The sequence below is a fragment of the Novosphingobium sp. SG707 genome (assembly GCF_012275515.1).
GTDB lineage: Bacteria > Pseudomonadota > Alphaproteobacteria > Sphingomonadales > Sphingomonadaceae > Novosphingobium.
This window is the reverse complement of the sequence record NZ_JAAZQL010000012.1, coordinates 49,650-71,824: the sequence shown is the minus strand read 5'-3', so window position 1 is coordinate 71,824 and position 22,175 is coordinate 49,650. Positions and strand designations below refer to the sequence as shown.

The following is a 22,175-nucleotide window of genomic DNA, read 5'->3' as shown; positions in this document are numbered from 1 at the left end:
CTAAACCCTTTTGCTGCGACTGCAAAGCGGTGTAGGGGCTTGCGCCATGGTATATGTGCTGTTCGCATATGGCGCCTTGGCGCTGGCGGGGGTTGGCCTGCTCTATCAACTCTTTGCCCTTGGCGCGCTGGGGCGGTTCCTTGCCGCGCCGCCCGCGCCCCACGCGCCTGCCCAGGCCATTACAATTCTGAAACCGCTGCATGGCGCAGAGCCACGCCTGGCCGGAAATCTGGCCGGATTCACGCATCAGGATTATCCCGGAGCGGTGCAGATCGTGCTGGGCACCAATGCGCCCGAGGACGCCGCCGCGCCCGTGGCCCGCGCCATGGTCGCGGCGCATAGTAACATCGCCTATTACCCCGGCCCGCGCGCGCCTGCGGCCAATGGGAAAGTCGGCTCGCTGATCGCGATGATGCCTTTGGCCGCGCATGATGTGCTGGTCCTCTCGGACAGCGATATGGTGGTGGCCCCTGATTATCTGGCGCGGATCAACGATGCGCTGAGCCAGCCGGGCGTCGGGGCGGTCTCGTGCCTCTATGTCGGGCGGGGCGATGCGGGATTGTGGAGCCGGGTGGGCGCGATGATGATCGCTGCTCAGACTTTGCCCAATATGGTGGTCGGCATCGCCACCGGCATGGCCCAGCCCTGCATGGGATCCACCATCGCCCTGCGCCGCGAGACGCTCGACGCGATGGGCGGGTTTGCGGCGCTGGCCGATGTGCTGGCCGATGATCATGCGATCGGCGCAGGCGTGCGGGCGCAGGGGCTGCGGGTGGATATTCCGCCGATGATTCTGGTCCATGCCGGGGCCGAATCCTCGTTCCGCATGCTCTGGCGCCAGCATCTGCGCTGGGCCGTGACAGTGCGCGATCTGGCGGGTGCGGGCCATTACGGCTCGATTGTCACGCATGGATTGCCGCTGGGGGTCTTGGCGGCGGCGCTTGCGCCCGGTATAGGCGGGGCCTTGCTGCTGGCAATAATCCTTGCCCGACTTGCGCTTGCAGCAAAGGTTCATAAATATGCGCCTATTGCCCTGCCCCTATGGCTGATACCCATCGCCGACCTCATCAGCTTTTGCGTTTTTTGCGCCAGCCTGTTCGCAACTGCGATTGATTGGCGCGGCGCAAGCCTTACAATGACCTCCAAAGGCCGCATCAGGGGCCTCCCTGCCACCGACCATGCCGCCCGCACCAAGAGAGACCGATGAAGCGCACCATTTTTCTCCAAGCCCCCTCCTTCCACGGTTTCGACGGGGGCGCCGGCGCCCGCTATCAGGCCAAGCGTGAGATCAAGAGCTTCTGGTATCCGACATGGCTGGCCCAGCCCGCCGCGATGGTGCCGGGTTCCAAGCTGATCGACGCGCCTGCCCACGATCAAAGCTGGGAAGACATCGCCCACGAGTTCGACACAGCCGAACTGGTCATCCTGCACACCTCGACGCCCAGCTTTATGCAGGACATCAAGACGGCGGAACTCATCAAGGCGCGCAATCCCAATTGCCTCGTCGGCTTTGTGGGCGCCAAGGTGATGATCGAGACCGAGCAGAGCCTCGAAGCCTCCACCGCCATCGATTTCGTCGCGCGTGAGGAATATGACTACACCTGCGTCGATCTGGCCGAGGGCAAGCCCTTTGCCGAAATCGACGGCATTTCCTATCGCGGGCCGGACGGCAAGATCATCCACAACAAGAACCGCGCCATCATCGAGGATATGGACGCGCTGCCCATGGTTTCGCCCATGTACAAGCGCGACCTGAAGATCGACAATTACTTCATCGGCTATCTGAAGGCGCCCTATGTGTCCTTCTACACCGGGCGCGGGTGCAAGAGCCGCTGCACCTTCTGCCTGTGGCCCCAGACCATTTCGGGCCACCGCTATCGCTCGCGCTCGGTCGCCAAGGTGATCGAGGAGATCCAGTATATCCTCAAGGAAATCCCCGAAACCAAGGAGATCTTCTTTGACGACGACACGCTGACCGATGACATCGACCGCGTCGAAAAGCTGGCCATCGCGATGGGCGAACTGGGCTTTGGCAAGCCGGGCTTCCCGCTGACGTGGAGCTGCAACGCCAAGGCCAATGTGCCCCGCAAGACGCTGGAAATCATGAAGGCCAACGGCTGCCGCCTGCTGCTCGTCGGCTATGAAAGCGGCAATCAGCAAATCCTGCACAACATCAAGAAGGGCCTGCGCGTCGAAGTGGCGCGCGAGTTCACCAAGAACTGCCACGAGCTTGGCATCGCTATCCACGGCACCTTCATCCTCGGCCTGCCCGGCGAAACGCTGGAAACGATCGAGGAAACCATCCGTTACGCGCAGGAAATCAACCCGCACACCATTCAGGTGTCGCTGGCCGCGCCCTATCCGGGCACGTTCCTGTATAATCAGGCGGTGGAAAACGGCTGGTTCGCGGGCGGCAAGCCGATGACCGACGATGGCGGCCACCAGATCGCCCAGCTTTCCTATCCGCACCTCCCTGCCAGCGTGATCCACGCCAAGGTCGAGGAATTCTACAAGCGCTTCTATTTCCGCCCGCGCAAGATCGGCGCCATCGTCAATGAAATGGTGCGCGATTGGGACATGATGAAGCGCCGTTTGCGCGAAGGCGTGGAATTCTTCCAGTTCCTGCGTCAGCGCAAGGAAGCCGCGTAAACTGATGACCAAGCGCCGCCTCGTGGTGACGGCCGATGATTTCGGCGCCGCGCTGGCGGTGAACGAAGCGGTCGAGCGCGCCCATACGCAAGGCATCCTGACCGCCACCAGCCTGATGGTTTCGGGCGAGGCGGCGCAGGATGCGGTGGCGAGGGCGCGCCGCCTGCCGGGGCTGGGCGTGGGGCTGCATGTGGTGCTGGCCGATGGCCGCCCCGTGCTGCCGCCGGAGCGGGTCTCGGCACTGGTGGGGCCCGATGGCTGGTTTCACCCCTCCATGGTCAAGACCGCCTTTGCCATCGCCCTCTCGCCCGTGGCCCGCGCACAGATGCGGGCCGAGGTGGCCGCGCAATTTGCCGCTTTTGCCGAAACGGGCCTCGCGCTCGATCATGTCAACGCGCACAAGCATTTCCACCTCCACCCGATGATCGCGGCGGCGATTTTGGAGGAAGGGCGCCGCCATGGCCTGCCCGCGATCCGTATGCCCGCGCAGGCCGGGACCGGTATGATGGAACATTGGGCGCGGCTGCTGGGGCGGCAATGGCGCAAGGCGGGCGTGGCGACCAATGACAATGTGACCGGCCTGATCCAGACCGGGGCCTTTACCGCCGAGCGCATGGCCGCCGCACTGGCCGACCTGCCCGAGGGGCTGACCGAGCTTTACACCCATCCGGCCACGGTGGACGCCTATCCCGGCTCGGCGCCCGGCTATCTTTATCGCGCGGAACTTGCCGCGCTGACCGATCCGGGCGTGATCGCGGCCCTGCGCGCCAGCGGGGTGGAAACCGGCCCCTTTGCCCGATTCGCGGGGCGGGCGAACTGATGGCGCTTCCCCTCGTCCTGCCGCTGGCGCTGGCGCCTCTCGCCGCAGCCGCCAGCACGCCCGATCCGGCCCCCGCGCCCGAGGATACCGAAGCCGCTGCCCAGGTGGCCGCCATCGCCGCCGAACATCCCGATGACCCGGCCCATCCCGACGACAATGCCCCCATCATCGTGATCGGCATGGCGCAGGCCGCCCAGCGCGACGGCAAGAGTTTCGAGGAACCCGAGGAAGGCCCCGACACGATCGCCAACCTCGCCAATCCCGACCCGCTCGAAGGCATGAACCGCGTGTTCTTTGCCATCACCCAGCCGATCGACCGCTTTATCCTGCGCCCCATCGCCATCGTCTATCGCACCGTCCTGCCCGAACCGGTGCGCGACGGGGTGCATAATGCGCTGGCCAATATCTTCATGCCCTCGTCGCTGGCCAATGATATGATCCAGTTGAAACCCGAACGCGCGTGGCAGACCGCCAAACGCTTCGTGCTCAATTCGACGCTGGGCTTTGGCGGTCTGGTCGATGTGGCCAAGCGCAAGCCGTTCAACACGCCCGCGCACAGCAACGGCTTTTCCAATACGCTGGGCGTGGCCGGGGCCGGGCCGGGGGTTTACCTCTATCTGCCCCTCCTTGGGCCGACAACGATCCGCGACCTGATCGGCATGGGCGGCGATGCCTTTACCCAGCCGCTGCTGCTGGACCGCGTGTCGCGCCCGCAGGTTTCGGTGGCCCCCAACCGCCGCCCGCGCTCCTTCGTGACCGAGGCGGTTTCGGTCTCCACCCCCGGCGCCATCGCGCTGGGCACCAGCGGCGTCGATACGCGCGCCCGCGCCGAGCCCGAGCTCAAGGCGCTCAAGGCCCAGTCGGTCGACTTCTACGCTGCCCTGCGCTCCACCTATCTGCAGCACCGCGCCGGGCAGATCGCCGCGCTCAAAGTCCCGCCGGGGCAAGCGCCCGAAGTGCCCGAATTCGATGATCCGCTGGAGGATCCGGGGGCGAAACCGGTTAAGCCATAAAGGGATTTGAAGAGGTTTGAAGAAGAGCCTCCGGCGGGCAAAGGGACTTGTCCCTTTGCAATCCCGTGAATGGGTAATGTCGGGTTTGCGAGGTCGCGTTTCAGGCAATGGTTTGACAGCCTGCGGCACGGGGGCCTTGCGCTGAATAGCGCCGCAGGCTTTCAATTTCAGACGCTGCGCCAATCAACCTTGGCCGAACCGGGGCGCAACGACGACAGTACCGGGATTGCAAAGGGCCGCCGCCCTTTGCCCGCCGGAGGCAAATCTCATCCTTCAGACGTCTCGCGCCGCGCCCGATACTCCAGCACCGGCCACATCAACAGCGAAAGACCAAAGGCCAACTCGCGCAACCGCAAAATCAAACTCAGCGCCAGCGCCTGAGGCGCGGCCACGCCCATGGCGGCGCCTGCCAGCACCGCGCCCGCTTCCTGCATCACCAGCCCGCCGGGGACGAAGAAGAGGATCATGCGGGCGGCGGTGGCGGCGCTTTCGATGGCAAAGGCGGCAAAGAGCGAGAGGTTCATGCCGAACATATGGGCGGCGATCCAGACCTGCACCCCGGACATGCTCCATGCGAAGAAATGGAGGATAATGGCCAGCGGCAGGCCGGTACGCTGGCGGGCCAGTTCGCGGCGCATCAGGTGGATTTCGGCGCGCAGGCGGCGTCCGGTGCGGGTCTGGATAAAGCGACGGTGGTGGGCGCTGCCCCGCCAGATCCGCCATCCGACATAGGCCAGCGGCGGCACCGCCAGCAGTCCCCACCACGGCGATGCGCCGGACGAAGGCGTCGAGGGCGCAGATTGCTCTCCCCAATGCCCCCAATGATACAGCACATAGGCGGCCAGCCCCATATAGGGCAGTTCGGCAATCACCTCGGCGATAATGTCGAGCGCGCGCAGGGCCACCGCCGCGCGCCCGCGCCCGCCCAGCAGCACCACCGCCCGCGCGCCCACCACATCGCCAAGGCCGGGAGGAAACAGCAGCAGGCTGTGCGCCGCATCGCGCACCAGCCGCGCAATCAGGCTGGAGCGGAAGGGGATGCCCACCTTGAGCGCCTGCTGCGCCGCAGTGCAAAGCAAAATCGCCACGAATTGCACCGGCAGGATCGCCAGCACCGCCAGCGGGTCGATGGTCGCCACGGCCTGAGCAAACATATGCCGCAGCCCGCTGTTGGCCGCCACCATGCCCAGCAGGCCGGCAAGCAAAAGCACCGAGGGCAGAATGGCGCTCCACCGGCGGCTGGATCTGGTTTCAGTCATGGGGCGGCGCGATAGGAGCATACGTCGCTTTGGGCAAGGTTGTGCCTTGTTTGCGCCCCAGTTTTCGGTCAGAGCAGGCCGCGATGATCACCGCCCGATTGACCCCCGCCATCCTGCGCGCCATCCGCGCGGCATCCCATCGCCCTGCGGTCACGCTGATTCTGGCGCTGGCGCTGGTGGCGGGCGCGCTGGCCTATGTGGCGGGGCATTTCGCGATGACCACCGACACCGGCCAGTTGATCAGCGCGAAAACGCCATGGCGTCAGGATGGCGCGGCGATCGAGGCGGCCTTTCCGCAATTGAAGGATTCGATCCTGGTCGTGGTCGACGGGCAAACTCCCGAACTGGCCGAGGATGGCGCGATCCGGCTCAGCGAGGCGCTGGGCAAGCTGGGGCCGAAAGGGCCGGTGGTGGCGGTGCGGCGGCCCGATGGGGGCGCGTTCTTTGACCGCTCGGGCCTGCTCTTTGCCGATCTGCCCGAGGTGCAGCAGACGACGCAGCGGCTGATCGACGCGCAGCCCTTGCTGGGCGGCCTTGCGGGCGATCCCAGCCTGCACGGCATTGCGGCCACCATCGACACCGTGGCCGATGGCGCCGCGCGCGGCACGCAGGATGCCTCGCGCCTTGCCGATCCGCTGGGCAAGCTGTCGGCCGCAATTGACGCCAAGCTTTCGGGCAAGGTGCAGTATTTCTCGTGGCAGCGGATGTTTTCGACCGACAAGGGCTCGCTCGCCCCGCCCACGCGCCGTTTGCTGATCGTGATGCCGCGCATGGATTATGGCGATCTGGAGCCGGGCGCGGCCGCTGTTGAGGCCATCCGCGCGCAGGCCGCCGCGCTGGGGCTGGACGCGGCGCATGGGATGCGCGTGGGCATCACCGGCGAAGTGCCGCTGGCCGACGAGGAATTCGCCTCGATCCGCGAGGGCATGGGGATGATCGGGCTGGGCATGCTGGCCGCGATGCTGGCCTGCCTGTGGCTGGCCACGCGCTCGGCCAAGATCGTGGGCGCGATCATGGTGACGATCATCGCAGGGTTGGCGATCACGCTGGCGCTGGGGCTGCTGGCGGTCGGGCGGCTCAATCTGATTTCGGTGGCGTTTATTCCGCTGTTCGTCGGGCTGGGCGTCGATTTCGGCATTCAGGTGGCGGTGCGTTTCAACCATGAGCGCCGCGCCGGGGCTGCGCCGATGGAGGCGCTGGAGCGCATGGCCGCCGCCATCGGTGAACCGCTGAGCCTTGCGGCGGCGGCAATTTTCCTTGCGCTGGGGGCGTTCCTGCCCACCGATTATGTCGGCATCGCCGAATTGGGCGTGATTGCGGGCATGGGCATGATCGTCGCCTTTTTGCTCAACATCACGCTGCTCCCCGCGCTGTTGATGGTGCTGCGCCCTGCGGTTCCTGCCGCCGATGTGGGCTGGGCCGGAGCCGCGCCGCTCGATGCCTTTTTGCATCGGCATCGGCGCGATGTGCTGATCGCCTTTGTCGGCGCGATGCTGCTTTCCGTGGTCACGCTGGTCTGGGTGAAATTCGACTTCAACCCGCTGCACCTGCGCGATCCGCATAGCCCGGCGATGCGCGAATTGTCGATCCTGATGAAGGATGCCGACCGCACGCCCAACACGATCACGATTCTGGCCCCCAATGTGGCCGCCGCCGACGATCTGGAAGCCCGTCTGGCCCGGCGCAAGGAAGTGGCCCGCGCGGTCACCATCGACAGTTTCGTGCCCGAGGCGCAGGGGGTGAAGCTGGCGCTGATTTCGGACGCCTCGCTGCTGCTGGACGCCACGATCAATCCTTTCGACTTTCCGCCCGCCAGCGATGATGCCGCCACCGTGGCCGCGCTGAACAAGGCCGCCGGATCGCTCAAGGCTCTGGCCGCGCGGCCCGGCGCAACGGCGGCGCCCGCCGCGCATCTGGCCGCCAGCTTTGCCGCTCTGGCCGCCGCCGGCCCGGCGCAGCGCGAAGCGGTGAGCGCCATGCTGGTGCCGCCGCTCCATCTGACGCTGGACAAGATCCGCGCCTCGCTGACCGCCAGCGAGGTGACGCGCGAGAACCTGCCCGAGGAGATCCGCCGCGACTGGCTGGCCAAGGATGGCCGCGCGCTGGTTCAGGTGACGCCTGCGGGTAATGGCACCGACAATGCCACCATCGCGCGCTTTACCGCCGCCGTGCGCGCCGAGGCGCCGCGCGCCACCGGCCTGCCCGTGGCGACACAGGAGGCCGCCAAGACCGTGGCCCATGCCTTTATCACAGCGGGCATTCTGGCGCTGGCGCTGGTGTCGCTCCTGCTCTGGCTGGTGCTGCGTTCGGTGCGAGAGGTGGCCTTTACGCTGGCCCCGGTGGTGCTGTCGGGCTTCCTGACGCTGGGAACATGCGTGGCGATCGGGCAACCGCTGAACTTTGCCAATATCATCGCCTTTCCGTTGTTGTTCGGGGTGGGCGTGGCGTTTCACATCTATTTCGTCATGGCGTGGCGTTCGGGGGTGGGCGATCTGTTGCAGACCTCGCTGGCCCGCGCGGTTTTGTGCAGCGCGCTGGCCACAGGTTCAGCCTTTGGCGCGCTGTGGTTCAGCGCCCATCCCGGCACGGCCAGCATGGGGCTGATCCTGATGCTCTCGCTGGTCTGGACGCTGATCTGTGCGCTGATCTTTGAGCCTGCGCTGCTGGGTCCGGTGCATAAGAAGGATAAGCCATGAGCCGCGAAAAGATCCTTTTGGCCTCGATCCACGATGTCGGCCCGCGCGCCGAGGCGCAGGTCGATCAGCTGGCCGATCTGCTGTCCGAACTGCTGGGCGGCATGAATTTCGCGATGCTGGTCGTGCCCGATCACTGGAGCGAGGCGCCGCTGGCGGGCAATGCCGCCTATCAGGCCAAGTTGCGGCGGTGGTCGGATATCGGCGTGGAAATGTTCGTCCACGGCTGGTTTCACAAGGATCTGGCCCAGCACAGCGGCGTGGCGGCCTTCAAGGCCAAGCATATGACCGCCAGCGAAGGCGAGTTCCTCGGCCTTTCGCAGGCCGAGGCGGCGCGGCGGATGGCCGACGGGCGCAAGCTGATCGAGGATATCATCGGGCGCGAGACGGCGGGCTTTATCGCGCCCGCGTGGCTCTATGGGCCGGGGGCGATGGCGGCGCTGGCCGAATCGGGCTTTCCTCTGGCCGAGGATCATATGCGCGTGTGGCGGCCCGAAACGGGTGAGACATTGGCGCGCGGCCCGGTGGTGACATGGGCCAGCCGGACCAAGGGGCGCCAGCTTTCCTCGCGCTTCTTTGCCGGGCTCGCGCGGGTGGGGCTCCATGGGCTGGATGTGGCGCGCATCGCGGTGCATCCGGGCGATACCACTGTTCCCGCGCTGATTTCCTCGATCCGCGCCACCTACACCAGCTTTGCCGCCCGCCGCCGCCCGGCGCGCTACGGCGAATTGCCGGCAGGCTGAACATCAGCCCCATGGCCCGTTCAGCCCCCGTTAGCCCCAAAAGGCCCATCAGCATGGCGCAAGTTGCCTACTGGCAATCACGGGCAAAGCCTGCCAAGGCGGCGCCACTATGAGCGACAAGACACCATCGGGCGCGGCACCAACCGTGGCGGATCAGGAAGCACAACAGATGTTGACCCAAAGCCCCGCCCATGGCGAGGCCTCAAAACCGGCAGGCGAACCGGCGGCCGAACCGGCCCCCGTCCGCGACATCGCCCTGGAAGAGGCCAATCAGCGCCGTTCGCGCATCGCCGGTTTTGCCAGCTCGTTGATCTCGCTGGCGATTCTAGTGGTGGTGGCGGTGCGGTTGCTCGATCTCAACCCCAAGGGGCTGATCGAGATGGTGCCGCGTTCGGCGCCGTTCTGGATCGTGTTTGCCATCAATTACATGATGCCGCCGCTGTCCGAATGGGTGATCTATCGCCGGTTGTGGCGCATCCCGGCCTCGGGCATCCCGGCTCTGCTGCGCAAGCAGGTGTCGAATGAACTGCTGATGTCCTATCTGGGCGAAGTGCAGTTCTATGCCTGGGCGCGGGCGCGGCTGGGCATGGTGACGGCCCCCTTCGGCGCGATCAAGGACATGGCCATCCTCTCGGCGCTGACGGGCAATATCGCCACGCTGGTGATGCTGGGCGCGGCGTGGAAGATCATCCAGTCGGGCGTGATGGGCAAGGACACGACCACCGTGTTCACCTCGCTGGGCGTGGTGCTGGTTACCTCCTTTGTCATCCTGCTGTTCCGGCAAAAGCTGTTCTCGCTGCCCCGGCGCGAATTGTGGATCATCACCGGCGTCCATTTCCTGCGCATCATCGCCTATGTGGGGCTGACCGCGCTGCTCTGGCATCTGGTGCTGCCCGATGTGGCCTATGGCATCTGGCTGGTGCTGGCCACGCTGCGGATGCTGATTTCGCGCCTGCCGCTTGTGCCTTATAAAGACGCCGCTTTTTCGGGTCTTGCCATCTTCCTGATGGGGCATGATGATCAGATTTCATACCTGCTGGCGATGATGGCTGTCCTTTACCCGATTGCCCATATTATCGTGGGCACGGTGTTTGCCACTGTCGATCTTATCACCTCGCGCAAAGAAGGATAAAGCATGGCTCTGTTGTTGCCCCTGATCCTTGCCGCCGAAGCGCCGGCCAAGCCGGCGGTACCGCTGGCCTCCACGCCCGAATTGGGCAAGGCGGAAGGCAAATGTCGCGCCAATGAAAGCGGCCCGGCCTTTCTGGTCGATGTGGTGGGGCTCAAGGATCGCACCGGCAAGCTCAAGCTTGAGGTCTATCCCAACAATGACGCCGATTTCCTGATGGATGACAATGTGCTCGTCTATCAGGGCAAGGCGTTTCGCCGGGTTGAGGAAGAAACGCCCGCCAGCGGCAATGTCCAGATCTGCGTGCGCGTTCCGGCGGCGGGGGCCTATTCGATCATGCTGCTGCACGACCGGGACAACAACCGCAAGTTCGGCTGGTGGGTCGATGGCATCGGCTTTGCCTCGAACCCGCGCCTTGGCTGGCACAAGCCCAAGGCCGCCGCGACCAAGGCGGTGGCGGGCAACGGCCCCACGCGCGTTTCGATCACGCTCAATTATCGCAACGGTCTGGGCATGTCGCCCATCAACTGATGCCGGTTAACTGATGCAGGCGTGACACACCGTGTCACACCCGGCGCCCTCCCTCTTGCGCTTTGCCCCGCCAGAGGCCACATGCGCCCCGGATGTCATCGGGCATCGGAAATGCAAACCTGTCCGGCGACAGGAGGGGCCAGTTGCGGATCGTTGATGTTTGCGCCTTTTACACGCCCCATGGCGGCGGCGTAAAAACCTATGTCGAGCAAAAGATGCGGATTGGCCCGGAACTGGGCCATGAGATCATCATCCTTGCCCCCGGCGACCGGCATGAGGTGATCGAACGCGGGCCGATGGCGCGGATCGTAACGATCCCGGCGCCGCGCTTTCCGCTGGATCGCAAATATTGGTATTTCAAGGATGAGGACGCGCTGCACGCGGCGATCACCGCGCTCAAGCCCGATTTCCTTGAGGTTTCTTCGCCATGGCGCAGCGCCAGCATGGTGGCCCGCTGGCCCGGCGATGCGCCGCGCGCGCTGGTGATGCATGCCGATCCGCTCTCGGCCTATGCCTATCGCTGGTTCGAACCGATCATGAGCCGCGAGGCCATCGACCGCAGCTTCGAGCCTTTCTGGAAGCACCTGCGCGAGCTGGGCCATCAGTTTGAGCGCGTGGTCTGCGCCAGCGCGGAATTGCGCGACCGTCTGGCGGCAGGCGGCGTAGCGCATACGGTGCTGCATCCGATGGGGATCGAGGCGGGATTGTTCAGCCCGAAACGGCGCAGCCCGGCGCTGCGGCGGCGGCTGCTGGAAATGTGCGGTCTGCCTGAAAGCGCCAAATTGCTGATCGGCGTGGGACGGCTCAGCCCGGAAAAGCGCTGGCCGATGATCGTGGACGCGGTGGCCGCGGCCAGCCAGTCGATGCCAATCGGGCTGGTGCTGCTGGGCGCCGGCAATCAGAAGACGCGGATTTTGAAGCAGGTGGCGGGCAATCCGCATATCAAGCTGCTGAAACCTGAGAAGGATCGCGCCAAATTCGCCACCATTCTGGCCAGCGCCGATGCGCTGATCCATGGGTGCGAGGCCGAAACCTTCTGCATGGCCGCCGCAGAGGCGCGGGCCAGCGGGGTGCCGGTGATCGTGCCTGATCGCGGCGGCGCGGCCGACCATGCGCGCGGCGGCGCGGGCGTCACCTATAGCGCGGGCAGCGCCATGGCCGCCGCCCGCGCCACATTGCGCCTGCTGCGCAACCTGCCCAAGGCTCCGCCCGAGGTGAAGGTCGTTTCGACCCAAGGCCATTTCGAGGCTCTGTTTGCCGATTACGCCAAGGCCCGGCGCGGGCAAGGGCCCGAGGGCGCCGAGGAATATCTGTCCGAAAAAGCCGAAGTCGCCTGAGCTTACCTGACACGGATGTTGATACGCGCTTTGCCCCTCTTGCGCAGGGGCAGGCGATGGCCTCTTGTGCGCGCCAAATCCTTCCTGCTGCGGAGCTTTCATGCGACACGCGATTACCGGCGCCCTTGCCTTCCTGCTTTCCACCTCCAGCTTGCTGGCTGCGCCTGCACAAACGCCCGAACAGATCGCGGCCGCCGCGCTGAAGGAGGCCCCGGTGTGGGACGGCCATATCGACGTGCCCGAACAATTGCGCGACCGGCGCCACGACGTGCTCAAAGGCTTTGATTTCCACGACACCACCCGCGAACCGGGCGATGACAAGTGGAACACCAATGCCAAGCCCGCCATCGTGCCGATGCAGACCGATCTGACCCGCATGAAGCAGGGCCATCTTCAGGCCGTGTTCTGGTCGGTCTATGTCTCGGCGGCGCTCAACGATCAGCAGGCCGTGCAGGCGACCCTTGAACAGGTCGATGTGATGAAGCGCATCATCGCGGCCAATCCGAATGAAATGCAGTTCTGCGCCGATGCTGCCTGCGTCGAAAAGGCATGGAAGGCAGGCAAGGTCGCCAGCCTGCTGGGCGCCGAAGGTGGGCATTCCATCGGCGGCTCGCTGGCCGTGCTGCGGACCCTGCATGAAATCGGCGTGCGCTATATGACGCTGACGCATTTCAAAACGACCCCATGGGCCGACAGCGGCACCGATGCGCCCCAACACAATGGCCTGACGACCTTTGGCAAGGATGTGGTGCGCGAGATGAACCGGCTGGGGATTCTGGTCGACCTCTCGCATGTCAGCCAGAAGACCATGCTGGACGCGCTGGAGGTTTCGGGCGCGCCGGTGATCTTCTCGCACTCCAACGCGCAGGCGATTTCCGGCCATCCGCGCAATGTGTCGGATGAGGTGCTGGACAAGGTGAAGGCCAATGGCGGCGTGGTCGCGGTCAATTTCTTCCCCGGCTATATCAGCCCCGGCCAGTACACATGGAACGCCCAGCGTGCAGGCGTGATGGCGCAGCAAAAGGCGCTGCACCCCGACCGGCCCGACATCGCGGCAGCCGCTCTGGCCGATTGGGAAAAGGCCAATCCCAAGCCCGTCGCCACGCTGGCCGATGTCGTCGCCCATATCGACCATATCAAGCAGCGCATCGGCATCGACCATATCGCGCTCGGCTCGGACTTCGATGGCGGATCGGTGGGGCTGCAAGGCCTGCCCGACACCTCGGCCTACCCTGCGCTCTTCGTCGAACTGGCGCGCAAGGGCTACACCAAGGAGGATCTGAAAAAGATCGCCAGCGGGAATTTCCTGCGCGTGTTGAAGGCGGCGGAAGCCTATGCGGCGGCGCATAAGGGGGATCCGGCGATTGAGAATCCGACGGTGTTTTGAGGTTTTTTGCCTCCGGCGGGCAAAGGGACTCGGTCCCTTTGCAATCCCGTTAATGGGGTGGTGTAAGGTTGGCAGAGTCAGGTTTGGCGGATGATGGGAAAGCCTGCGGCGCGGGAAGCTCATCGCTAAAAGCGCCGCGGGCTTTCAAAACCATGACACGCGCACAACCTTGCCAACCAATCGGGGTTGTTAAGGGCCCCCGCCCTTAACCCGCCGGAGGCACTTAAAACCCCAAACCCTAAAACCCCTTCTTCCACCCCAAACTCACCCCCCGATCATCGGGCAGCGCCGCATAATGCCCCGGATTCCCCCGCCAAAACAGGTTCAGCCCCGCCGAGCCACCCTTTAACGGAAACTGCCACGCCAGCTCGGCATCCACCTCGCGCCCGATCGGGGCCAGTGAGAGCCGCCGCAGCCCCCAGACCGCGCCCGTGTCATAGTCATAGGCCACGGGCAGGTGGAAATTCATACCCCCACGCTCGACGCGCAGGGGTTGCGAGAGGCGCAGCGCCAGCACATCGCCGAATTTGAAGAAATTGGCGATCGAGCCGTCAACCACCCAGCCGTTGGACACCAGCCCTGACCCCGCGCCGATAAAGCCCGAGCCGCGTACCTGCGTAAAGCCCTGCCGCCAAGCCGCGCCGAAGTGGAAATCGGGATAGGGCCGCCAGCCGAGCGCCGCATCGACAAACACTGTATCCGCCCCATGGGCACCCAGCGCCGGGTTGAACCGCGCGCCCAGAATGCCGCGCTGCTCGCTCATCCAGCTTGCGCCAAGGCTGGCCTCGACATCGCCCCGCCGCCGGTCGAGAGCAAAGCCGAAGCGCTGCACAAGGTCGCGGCTCTCATTCTGGCTCGAAACACCGACCGCCTGCCATGGCGATCCGGTCCAGCCGTAGCCCTGCTGGCCCATCACGGTCAGGCCCCATTGGCCAAGGCCCCGCCTGATCGCCAGCGAGGTTTCTCCGCTGCGGAAAAAGCCGGTGTCCTCCAGCGGATTGCCCGCCACCATGAAGGCGGGCCGGTCCTGCCCCTGAAGCGAGGCCACCAATCCATCGGCCCCCTGCGCCATGGCAAAGCCCATGGAAAGGCCCGGCGCCACCCGCGCGATCACCCGCCCGGCCAGAACACGTGCCGCCGCCGCATCCTCCTGGCTGAGCCGCAGCGCGCCCGACCAGGGCAGCGCCAGGTTGCGCCCGGTGGCATCCACGGTAAAGGCCATCGCCACCGCACCATCGCCCAGCGAAAAACCGCGATTCTGGTTCACCAGCGCCGGGGCCAGTTTCGGGATCAGCGACGCGCCGCGCAGCCCATTGGCCAGATTGGCCCCAAACGCCCGCCCATAGGAATCCAGCACCACCGCGGCCACAGAGGCCCCCTGCGCCGCATCGCCCATCGCGGGCGATGTCACCGCGCTGGTGCCGCCCAGCGCCATTTGCGTCGCTGTGCCCGCCAGCGATGTCGATCCTTGCGCATTGAAGGCCGCCGCAATGTTCAGCCCGCCGCGCCCATAGACCGCATCCTGCCCGGTGGCGCCAAGGTCGGTTGCGGTGTTGAGCAGGATCGACACCGCCTGCGCGGCGGTCAGGTTGGGAAAGGCCTGCCGCAGGAGTGCTACCGCCCCGGCGATCTGGGGCGCGGAAAAACTCGTGCCGTTATAGACGGTCGTATAGGTCGTCCCGCCCGAAACCGTGGTCTTGATGACGCCATTTTCATACTGACAGCAGATCTGTTCACCCAGCGCCGCCAGATACCATGCCGCCTCGGTCCCGGCCCGGTTCGAAAAGCTGGAGATGACATTGGTCGATCCCACCGAGCCCGCGATGATGACATTGCCATTGCCCGCCGCGCGTACGCCCGAGGCGAAAGGATCGACCTGAGCCGAGGCGTCATTGCCCGCCGAAACCACCACCACCACGCCCGCACCGGCAGCCCCGGCGATGGCATTGGCGACATTGGCATTGGGGATCGATCCGCCCAGCGACAGGTTGATGACCTTGGCCCCGGCGGCGATGGCGGCGGTGATGCCCTGCGCGATGGCGTTGTCGTTGAAACTGCAACCGGCGCTGCTGGCGCAACTGCCTGCGGTGTCGACGCGCATGGCCGCGATGGTGGCGTTAAAGGCCATGCCCATCACCCCCACCCCGTTGCGCGCGGCGGCGGCCACCTGCGCGACGATCGTGCCATGGTCGCTGTCGGGATTGTTCAAACCCCGGCTGCCCGCCAGATCGGTCGAGGCCGAGGAAATGCGCCCGGCAAATTCGGGATTGATGGTGTCCATCCCCGAATCGACGATGCCGATGGTCACGCCCTGCCCGCTGGCGCCCGCCGCCCATGCGGTGATCGCGCCATGCTGCGACGGGCCGGTCGAACGATTGTATTCGGCGGTCTGGAAACTGGCCGAAGGCGTGGGGGTGATGATCGCGCCGGGAGAGACGGTGGCCGTTGGCGTTGGCGTGGCCGTCGCGGTCGGCGTGGCGGTGGCGCTGCTTGTGCCGCTGGGCGTGGAATTGACCGATCCGCCGCCCGATCCCCCGCCGCAGGCCGCCAGCCCCGCCAGACCCGCGCCCACCACCGCCGTCAGCGGCAGGCGACGAACCATCGCCAAGGACCTGTACACCCCATCCCGATTCATAAACCCATCCCCCTGTGCCTCCTTCCTGCGCCCTTTCGGGTAAACACCGGGTAACGATCCCGCCTTCACACTTGTTCTATCGCGCGTCAGGCGATAGGCGCTGTGGTCAAACAGGCGTATGCCGTCCCCCTTCGCAAAGAGGCCAAGACCATGACCGACACTACCGTCCTTGCCGCCGCCATTGAGGCCGCCTGGGAAGCCCGTGACACCGTCACCCCCGCCAGCGCCGATGTACGCGCCCATGTGGAGGCGGCCTTTGGCCTGCTGGAATCGGGCGCGGCGCGCGTGGCCGAAAAGATCGACGGCGAATGGGTGGTCAATCAATGGCTGAAGAAGGCCGTGCTGCTCTCGTTCCGCCTGAACGACAATGCGGTGGTGCCCGGCGGTTCGGCAGGTTCGCCCGCCTTTGACAAGGTGGCCAGCAAGTTTGACGGCTATGACGACGCCAAGTTCCGCGAAGGCGGCTTCCGCGTGGTGCCGGGCGCGGTGGCGCGTGCGGGCTCGTTCATCGGCAAGAACGTGGTGCTGATGCCCTCTTTCGTCAACATCGGCGCCTATGTGGGCGAAGGTTCGATGGTCGACACCTGGGCCACCGTGGGTTCGTGCGCCCAGATCGGCAAGGGCGTCCACCTGTCGGGCGGCGTGGGCATCGGCGGCGTGCTGGAACCGCTTCAGGCTGGCCCCGTCATCATCGAGGACGGCGCTTTCATCGGCGCGCGTTCGGAAGTGGTTGAAGGCGTCATCATCGGCGAGGGCGCCGTGCTTTCGATGGGCGTGTTCATCGGCGCCAGCACCAAGATCATCGACCGCGCCACGGGCGAAGTCCATATCGGCCGCGTGCCGCCCTATGCGGTGGTCGTGCCCGGCTCGATGCCCGGCAAGCCGCTGCCCGACGGCACGCCGGGGCCGAGCCTCTATTGCGCCGTGATCGTCAAGACCGTCGACGCGCAGACCCGCGCCAAGACCGGCATCAACGATCTGCTGCGCGACTGATCCGGGACCGCAAAGCCTCATGAAAAAGCGCGCTTTCGCTCTGCTGCTCGCCCTGCTGATTCCTGCGGGGCTGGCCTCTTATGGGGCGGCAGAGGCACAGGGCGAACGCGCGCCCAAGGTTGCGCCCAAGGTTCCCATGACGGCGGCGCAGGTCTTGCGCCGCCTGCCCCATGATCCCCATGCCTATACCGAAGGGCTGTTCATCCATGGTGGACAGCTTTTTGAAAGCACCGGCATGGAGGGACGCTCCAGCCTGCGCCGGGTCGATCTGAATTCGGGCCGGGTGCTGGAAAAGACCGACCTGCCGCGCCCTCTGTTCGGCGAAGGGATTGCGCCATGGCGCGATCAGATCCTGATGCTGACATGGCGCGACGGGCTGGGCTTTCGCTTTACCCGCGCCGGGTTCCGCCCGATTGGCCGCTTCACGTATCTGGGCGAAGGATGGGGCATGACGGCGCGGCCCGATGGGGCCGAGCTGATCATGTCGGATGGCAGCAACACGCTGCGCTTCATCGATCCGGCCACATTCCGCACCCGCCGGATGCTGAGCGTCACCGCCGACGGGATCGGGGTGGACATGCTCAACGAGCTGGAATGGGTGAACGGCGAGATCCTCGCCAATGTCTGGATGACCAGCCGCATCGCCCGGATCGATCCCGCCACGGGGCGGGTCAAGGGCTGGATCGACCTTGCCGCCCTGGCGCGCGAGGCAGGCGCCACCGGCCCCGATCAGGTGGCCAATGGCATCGCATGGGACGCGGTCGGCAAGCATCTTTACGTCACGGGCAAAGAATGGCCGGTGATGTTCGAAATCGCCCCTCCCGCCGCCGCGCCGCCCGCCCATTGATACGCGACATTTTGACCGGCCACATGGACAAAGCGGGCTGAAACCGCCATGTCTGGGGTCTGATGGGCAACAATCTGTTCCTGCAATTTGCGGTTTCCTCGGCCATGGTCGTGCTTTGCGTGATCGTGCATGGCTTTGGCCTGTTCGGCCTGACCCGCGCGCTGCGCAGCGAGGCCAATGTGGAACGATTGCGCCATATCCGCCCGCTTTCGCCGCGCGGGGCGATTTTCACGCTCTCGATCGTGGTGGCGATCATCGCGCTGCACGGGGTGGAAATCTGGGCCTTTGCGCTGGTCTATTTCTCGGTCGGCGCGGTGCATGGGCTCGAGCCTTCGCTCTATTTCTCGACCATCTCCTATTCGACCGTGGGATACAGCGACATTCACATCACCAGCCAATGGCGGCTGATCGGAGCGTTTGAAAGCATTCTGGGGATGCTGCTGCTGGGCTGGTCCACCTCGTTCTTTTTCCGGATGCTGGGGCGTATCGACGCGCATTAACGGCGCATTGATGCCGCTTGCCGCGCGGCGCGCGCTGCATTACCGGTGGGCGGTTGCGCCAAGACGGGATAGACCTCTTTCATGCCGATCATCCATAGCCTGCTGGGAATGCTGCTCATTCTGGGGATCGCCTTTGCGCTGTCCTCCAACCGGCGCGCGGTGCGGCCAAGGGTGGTGCTGGCCGCTTTCGGGCTTCAGGCGGGGCTGGCGGCGCTGGTGCTCTATGTGCCTGCGGGCAATGCGGCGCTTCAGGTCGTGGCGGGCGGGGTTTCCTCGCTGCTGGCCTATGCGCATTCGGGGGTGGATTTCCTGTTCGGCCCGCTGGCCAAGCCCGAAATCGGCGGGGCCAGTTTCGCCATTTCGGCGCTGCCGGTGATCATCTTCTTCGCCTCGCTGATCTCGATCCTCTATTACCTGCGCATCATGCCGCTGGTGATCCGCTGGATCGGCGGCGGCCTTGAAAAGCTGACGGGCATCAGCCGGATCGAATCGCTTTGCGCGGCCAGCAATATCTTTGTCGGCCAGTCCGAGGCGCCGCTGGTGATCCGGCCCTATCTGGCCGCGCTGTCGCCGGCGCAGTTGTTCTGTGTGATGACCGTGGGCATGGCGGGCGTGGCAGGCACGATTCTGGCCGCCTATGCCAGCATGGGCATCCGCATCGACTATCTGGTGGCCGCCGCCTTCATGTCGGCGCCGGGCGGGATCTGCATGGCCAAGATCATGATGCCCGATCCGCGCACGCCGCCGCCGGTCGATGGCGATCTGCCCGACAATATCGTGCCGCCCGCAGGACTTGCCGCCGCCGCGCTCAACCGCGCCGATGTGACGCATCAGCCCGGCGTGCATGTCGATGAGCCGGTTCCGCTGGCCCATGACGAGGAGCGCCCCGCCAACATCATCATGGCCGCCAGCGAAGGCGCGCAGACCGGTGTAAAGCTGGCCGTGGCGGTGGGCGCGATGGTGCTGGCCTTTGTGGCTCTGGTGGCGCTGGCCAATGGCATTGTGGGGAGCGTGGGGCATTGGGTCGGCATTCCCGACCTCTCGTTCCAGAAATTGCTGGGCTATCTGTTTGCGCCGATCTTCAGCCTGCTGGGCGCGCCGACATGGGCCGAGGCGATGCGCGCGGGCGGGATGTTCGGCACCAAGATCGTGCTCAACGAATTCGTCTCCTTCATCGATCTGGGCCAGGCCAAGGAATTGTCGGCCAAAACCGTGGCCATCGTCACCTTTGCGCTGTGCGGCTTTGCCAATTTCTCCTCCATCGCGATCCAGATGGCCGTGACCGGCAGCCTTGCCCCCAACCAGCGGCCGCTGATCGCCAAGATGGGGCTGAAGGCGCTGGCCGCAGGCGCGCTGTCCAACCTGATGAGCGCGGCGCTGGCCGGGCTGTTCCTGTCGCTGTAACGCCGTGAGCCAGCGTTGGGATGAAGAATGGGCCGCGTCCATGCCCAAGCGCGCGCGGCCAAGGCGCAAGGCAGGCATCGGCACGGTGTTCGCCGTTGTGCTGTTGCTGATGGCGATCAGCGTGGTCAGCACGCGGTGGCGGCAATGGAACGCGCCGCAGAACGTGGGCGTGACAGCATCGGACCTCAAACCCACTGCGCAGGACCGCGAATCGGCCCGCTTTGCCCTGTGCAAGGGCAAGGTGCGCGTCACCTGCGTCGTCGATGGCGACACGATTTGGTTCAAGGGCGAAAAAATCCGCATCGCCGACATCAACGCCCCCGAAATCAGCCACCCGCAATGTGATTACGAGGAGCAGCTTGGCGACAAGGCCCGCGACCGGTTGATGGGCCTGCTCAATGCGGGCGCGTTTTCGGTGGTAAGCGAGGGCAGCCGGGACGTGGACAAATATGGCCGCAAGCTGCGCGACATTACGCGGGGCGGAAAAAGCCTTGGCGCGGTATTGGTCAGCGAAGGGTTGGCCGAGCGGTGGACCGGGCATCGGCGGGATTGGTGTCATTGATTTTTTAGGGGTTTAAGGTGCCTCCGGCGGGTTAAGGGCGGGGGCCCTTAACAATCCCGGTACTGTCCACCTTGCGCTTGTCCGGCGGCCAAGGCTGATGGGGGCAAGATTAAAATGATAAAGCCTGCGGCGCTTGAAGGGATAACCTCTCCGCGCCGCAGGCTTTCCAATCATCGAACCCACACGCAAGTCTGCCAACCTCCCGCACACCCCATTCATGGGATTGCAAAGGGACCGAGTCCCTTTGCCCGCCGGAGGCATCAAACCGCTAAATCAAAGCGTCCAATCCGCCGCATCCCCCAGCTCACCCTTAAGGTCAGCCAGCGTACCGCCCGCGTTCAAAAGCCCGCGCAGAGCCTCCCCGCCCAGTTCGTAATATTCGCGATGGGGCACGGCGAGGACGACCATGTCATAGGTCCGCTCCAGCGCGTCGTGGACAAGGGGGATACCATATTCATGCATCGCCTCATCGGCATCGGCATGGGGATCGTGGACCGCCACGCCGTGGCCAAGGCGACCCAGCGCCGAGACCAGATCCGCCACCTTGGAATTGCGCAGGTCGGGGATATTTTCCTTGAAGGTCAGGCCCAGCATGAGGACGCTGCCGGTCTTGTTCCCACGCGCCTTGTGCAGTTCCTTGGCCACCCATCCGGCCATGCCGTCATTGATCCCGCGCCCGGCGAGAATAACACGCGGATCAAGACCAAGCTGTTCGGCCCGGTGCGAAAGGTAATAGGGATCAACCCCGATGCAGTGCCCGCCGACAAGGCCGGGCGCGAAGGGCAGAAAGTTCCACTTGGTCCGCGCCGCCGCCAGCACATCCCAGATCGAGATGTCGAGCTTGTTAAAGATCTGGGCGATCTCGTTCATGAAGGCGATGTTGATGTCGCGCTGGGCGTTTTCGATCACCTTGGCGGCTTCGGCGGCCTTGATGCTGGCCGCGCGGAACGTGCCGCCGCTGGTCACGCTGCCATAGAGATGGGCCACGCGGTCGAGGATTTCGGGGGTCTGGCCCGAAACGACCTTGGTGATCTTGTCGATCGTGTGTTCGCGGTCGCCCGGATTGATGCGTTCGGGGCTGTATCCGAGGAAGAAGTCCTTGCCGCACAACAGGCCCGAATGCGCCTCAAGGATAGGGGCGCAAATATCCTCGGTCACGCCGGGATAGACGGTGCTTTCATAGACCACCACCGGCACGCGGCCCTCGGCAACGGCTGCGGGCAGCATCGCGCCCACGGTGCGGCTTGCCGCCTCGACCATGCGCAGATCGGGGCGATTCGCGCCGTCGATGGGCGTGGGCACGGTGACGATGTAATAATCGGCCGGAGGGCAGACCTGCGGATCGGCGGCCAGCGCCAGCGTGCTGGCGGCCAGCCGGTCGCGGTCGATTTCGCCGGTGCGGTCATGGCCGGTGTTCAATTCGTCGATGCGGCGCTGATCAATATCCAGCCCGACCGTCTCGAATTTGCCCGCCAGCGCCACGGCCAGCGGCAGGCCGACATAGCCCAGCCCGACCACCACCACGCGGGTCACGCGCTGCTGCGCATCAAGCGATACAGGCGCGGCGCTGTCCACCGCCACCTTGGAATACATATACGTCAAAGCGAACCCCCTCTGGCGGCTCGGCATGGAATTTGCCGCCCGGAGGCTTAGGCCCAAGGCTCTTATATTAC

Annotated in this window: 18 protein-coding genes; 15 read left to right on the top strand and 3 right to left on the bottom strand. The window is 65.2% G+C overall.

The window, feature by feature from the left end:
* Window positions 1-46: 46 nt before the first annotated feature.
* Genes hpnI through FHW92_RS22930 form a run of 4 tightly spaced genes read left to right on the top strand, consistent with a single transcriptional unit; the run spans window position 47 to window position 4,482 of the window.
* Window positions 47-1,207 (top strand): bacteriohopanetetrol glucosamine biosynthesis glycosyltransferase HpnI, encoded by a 1,161-nt coding sequence (hpnI, locus tag FHW92_RS22945; RefSeq protein WP_168605624.1) that lies wholly within the window; start codon window positions 47-49, stop codon window positions 1,205-1,207.
* Window positions 1,204-2,649: a hopanoid biosynthesis associated radical SAM protein HpnJ gene (gene hpnJ / locus FHW92_RS22940; protein ID WP_168605623.1), complete on the top strand. Its 1,446-nt coding sequence runs from the start codon at window positions 1,204-1,206 to the stop codon at window positions 2,647-2,649. The genes hpnI and hpnJ overlap by 4 nt, the downstream gene beginning before the upstream one ends.
* A 4-nt stretch (window positions 2,650-2,653) precedes the next feature.
* Complete coding sequence (gene hpnK / locus FHW92_RS22935) at window positions 2,654-3,469, top strand: hopanoid biosynthesis-associated protein HpnK (RefSeq protein ID WP_168605622.1); 816 nt, start codon at window positions 2,654-2,656, stop codon at window positions 3,467-3,469.
* A complete protein-coding gene (locus tag FHW92_RS22930; RefSeq protein ID WP_168605621.1) occupies window positions 3,469-4,482 on the top strand; it encodes a VacJ family lipoprotein in 1,014 nt (337 codons plus the stop codon). The genes hpnK and FHW92_RS22930 overlap by 1 nt, the downstream gene beginning before the upstream one ends.
* A gap of 266 nt (window positions 4,483-4,748) precedes the next feature.
* Here FHW92_RS22930 and FHW92_RS22925 read toward each other — a convergent pair whose 3' ends face one another.
* Window positions 4,749-5,741 carry a lysylphosphatidylglycerol synthase domain-containing protein gene (locus FHW92_RS22925; RefSeq protein WP_168605620.1) on the bottom strand — a complete coding sequence of 331 codons (993 nt, stop codon included), beginning with the start codon at window positions 5,739-5,741 and terminating at the stop codon, window positions 4,749-4,751.
* An 83-nt stretch (window positions 5,742-5,824) separates the two neighbouring features.
* Between FHW92_RS22925 and FHW92_RS22920 the strand changes: the two genes are divergently transcribed.
* The 6 genes from FHW92_RS22920 (at window position 5,825) to FHW92_RS22895 (ending at window position 13,561) form a co-directional block, all read left to right on the top strand.
* Window positions 5,825-8,437 (top strand): MMPL family transporter, encoded by a 2,613-nt coding sequence (locus tag FHW92_RS22920; RefSeq protein ID WP_168605619.1) that lies wholly within the window; start codon window positions 5,825-5,827, stop codon window positions 8,435-8,437.
* The gene (locus tag FHW92_RS22915; protein WP_168605618.1) at window positions 8,434-9,177 is read left to right on the top strand and encodes a polysaccharide deacetylase family protein; all 744 of its coding nucleotides are present in this window, start codon (window positions 8,434-8,436) and stop codon (window positions 9,175-9,177) included. Before FHW92_RS22920 ends, FHW92_RS22915 begins: the two co-directional genes overlap by 4 nt.
* A gap of 109 nt (window positions 9,178-9,286) precedes the next feature.
* Window positions 9,287-10,309: a hypothetical protein gene (locus FHW92_RS22910; RefSeq protein ID WP_168605617.1), complete on the top strand. Its 1,023-nt coding sequence runs from the start codon at window positions 9,287-9,289 to the stop codon at window positions 10,307-10,309.
* A 3-nt stretch (window positions 10,310-10,312) separates the two neighbouring features.
* A complete protein-coding gene (locus FHW92_RS22905) occupies window positions 10,313-10,837 on the top strand; it encodes a DUF2141 domain-containing protein (RefSeq protein WP_168605616.1) in 525 nt (174 codons plus the stop codon).
* A gap of 143 nt (window positions 10,838-10,980) precedes the next feature.
* Window positions 10,981-12,174 carry a glycosyltransferase gene (locus FHW92_RS22900; RefSeq protein WP_168605615.1) on the top strand — a complete coding sequence of 398 codons (1,194 nt, stop codon included), beginning with the start codon at window positions 10,981-10,983 and terminating at the stop codon, window positions 12,172-12,174.
* A gap of 100 nt (window positions 12,175-12,274) precedes the next feature.
* Entirely contained in the window at window positions 12,275-13,561 is a 1,287-nt protein-coding gene (locus FHW92_RS22895; RefSeq protein WP_168605614.1) for a dipeptidase, read from the top strand.
* 238 nt (window positions 13,562-13,799) lie between these two features.
* Here the strand turns inward: FHW92_RS22895 and FHW92_RS22890 are convergent, their stop codons facing one another.
* Window positions 13,800-16,163, bottom strand: a complete 2,364-nt coding sequence (locus tag FHW92_RS22890; protein WP_168605613.1) for a S8 family peptidase — start codon at window positions 16,161-16,163, stop codon at window positions 13,800-13,802.
* A gap of 183 nt (window positions 16,164-16,346) precedes the next feature.
* Between FHW92_RS22890 and dapD the strand changes: the two genes are divergently transcribed.
* The 5 genes from dapD (at window position 16,347) to FHW92_RS22865 (ending at window position 20,502) form a co-directional block, all read left to right on the top strand.
* A complete protein-coding gene (gene dapD, locus FHW92_RS22885) occupies window positions 16,347-17,189 on the top strand; it encodes a 2,3,4,5-tetrahydropyridine-2,6-dicarboxylate N-succinyltransferase (RefSeq protein WP_168605612.1) in 843 nt (280 codons plus the stop codon).
* Window positions 17,190-17,208: 19 nt separating this feature from the next.
* The gene (locus tag FHW92_RS22880) at window positions 17,209-18,036 is read left to right on the top strand and encodes a glutaminyl-peptide cyclotransferase (protein WP_168605611.1); all 828 of its coding nucleotides are present in this window, start codon (window positions 17,209-17,211) and stop codon (window positions 18,034-18,036) included.
* 62 nt (window positions 18,037-18,098) lie between these two features.
* A complete protein-coding gene (locus FHW92_RS22875; RefSeq protein WP_168605610.1) occupies window positions 18,099-18,536 on the top strand; it encodes a potassium channel family protein in 438 nt (145 codons plus the stop codon).
* 81 nt (window positions 18,537-18,617) lie between these two features.
* Window positions 18,618-19,940 carry a nucleoside transporter C-terminal domain-containing protein gene (locus FHW92_RS22870; protein ID WP_168605609.1) on the top strand — a complete coding sequence of 441 codons (1,323 nt, stop codon included), beginning with the start codon at window positions 18,618-18,620 and terminating at the stop codon, window positions 19,938-19,940.
* A gap of 4 nt (window positions 19,941-19,944) precedes the next feature.
* Complete coding sequence (locus tag FHW92_RS22865; RefSeq protein WP_349237742.1) at window positions 19,945-20,502, top strand: thermonuclease family protein; 558 nt, start codon at window positions 19,945-19,947, stop codon at window positions 20,500-20,502.
* Window positions 20,503-20,775: 273 nt separating this feature from the next.
* On the opposite strand, the gene FHW92_RS22860 is transcribed toward FHW92_RS22865, so the two are convergent.
* The gene (locus FHW92_RS22860; protein WP_168605608.1) at window positions 20,776-22,095 is read right to left on the bottom strand and encodes a nucleotide sugar dehydrogenase; all 1,320 of its coding nucleotides are present in this window, start codon (window positions 22,093-22,095) and stop codon (window positions 20,776-20,778) included.
* Window positions 22,096-22,175 lie beyond the last annotated feature (80 nt).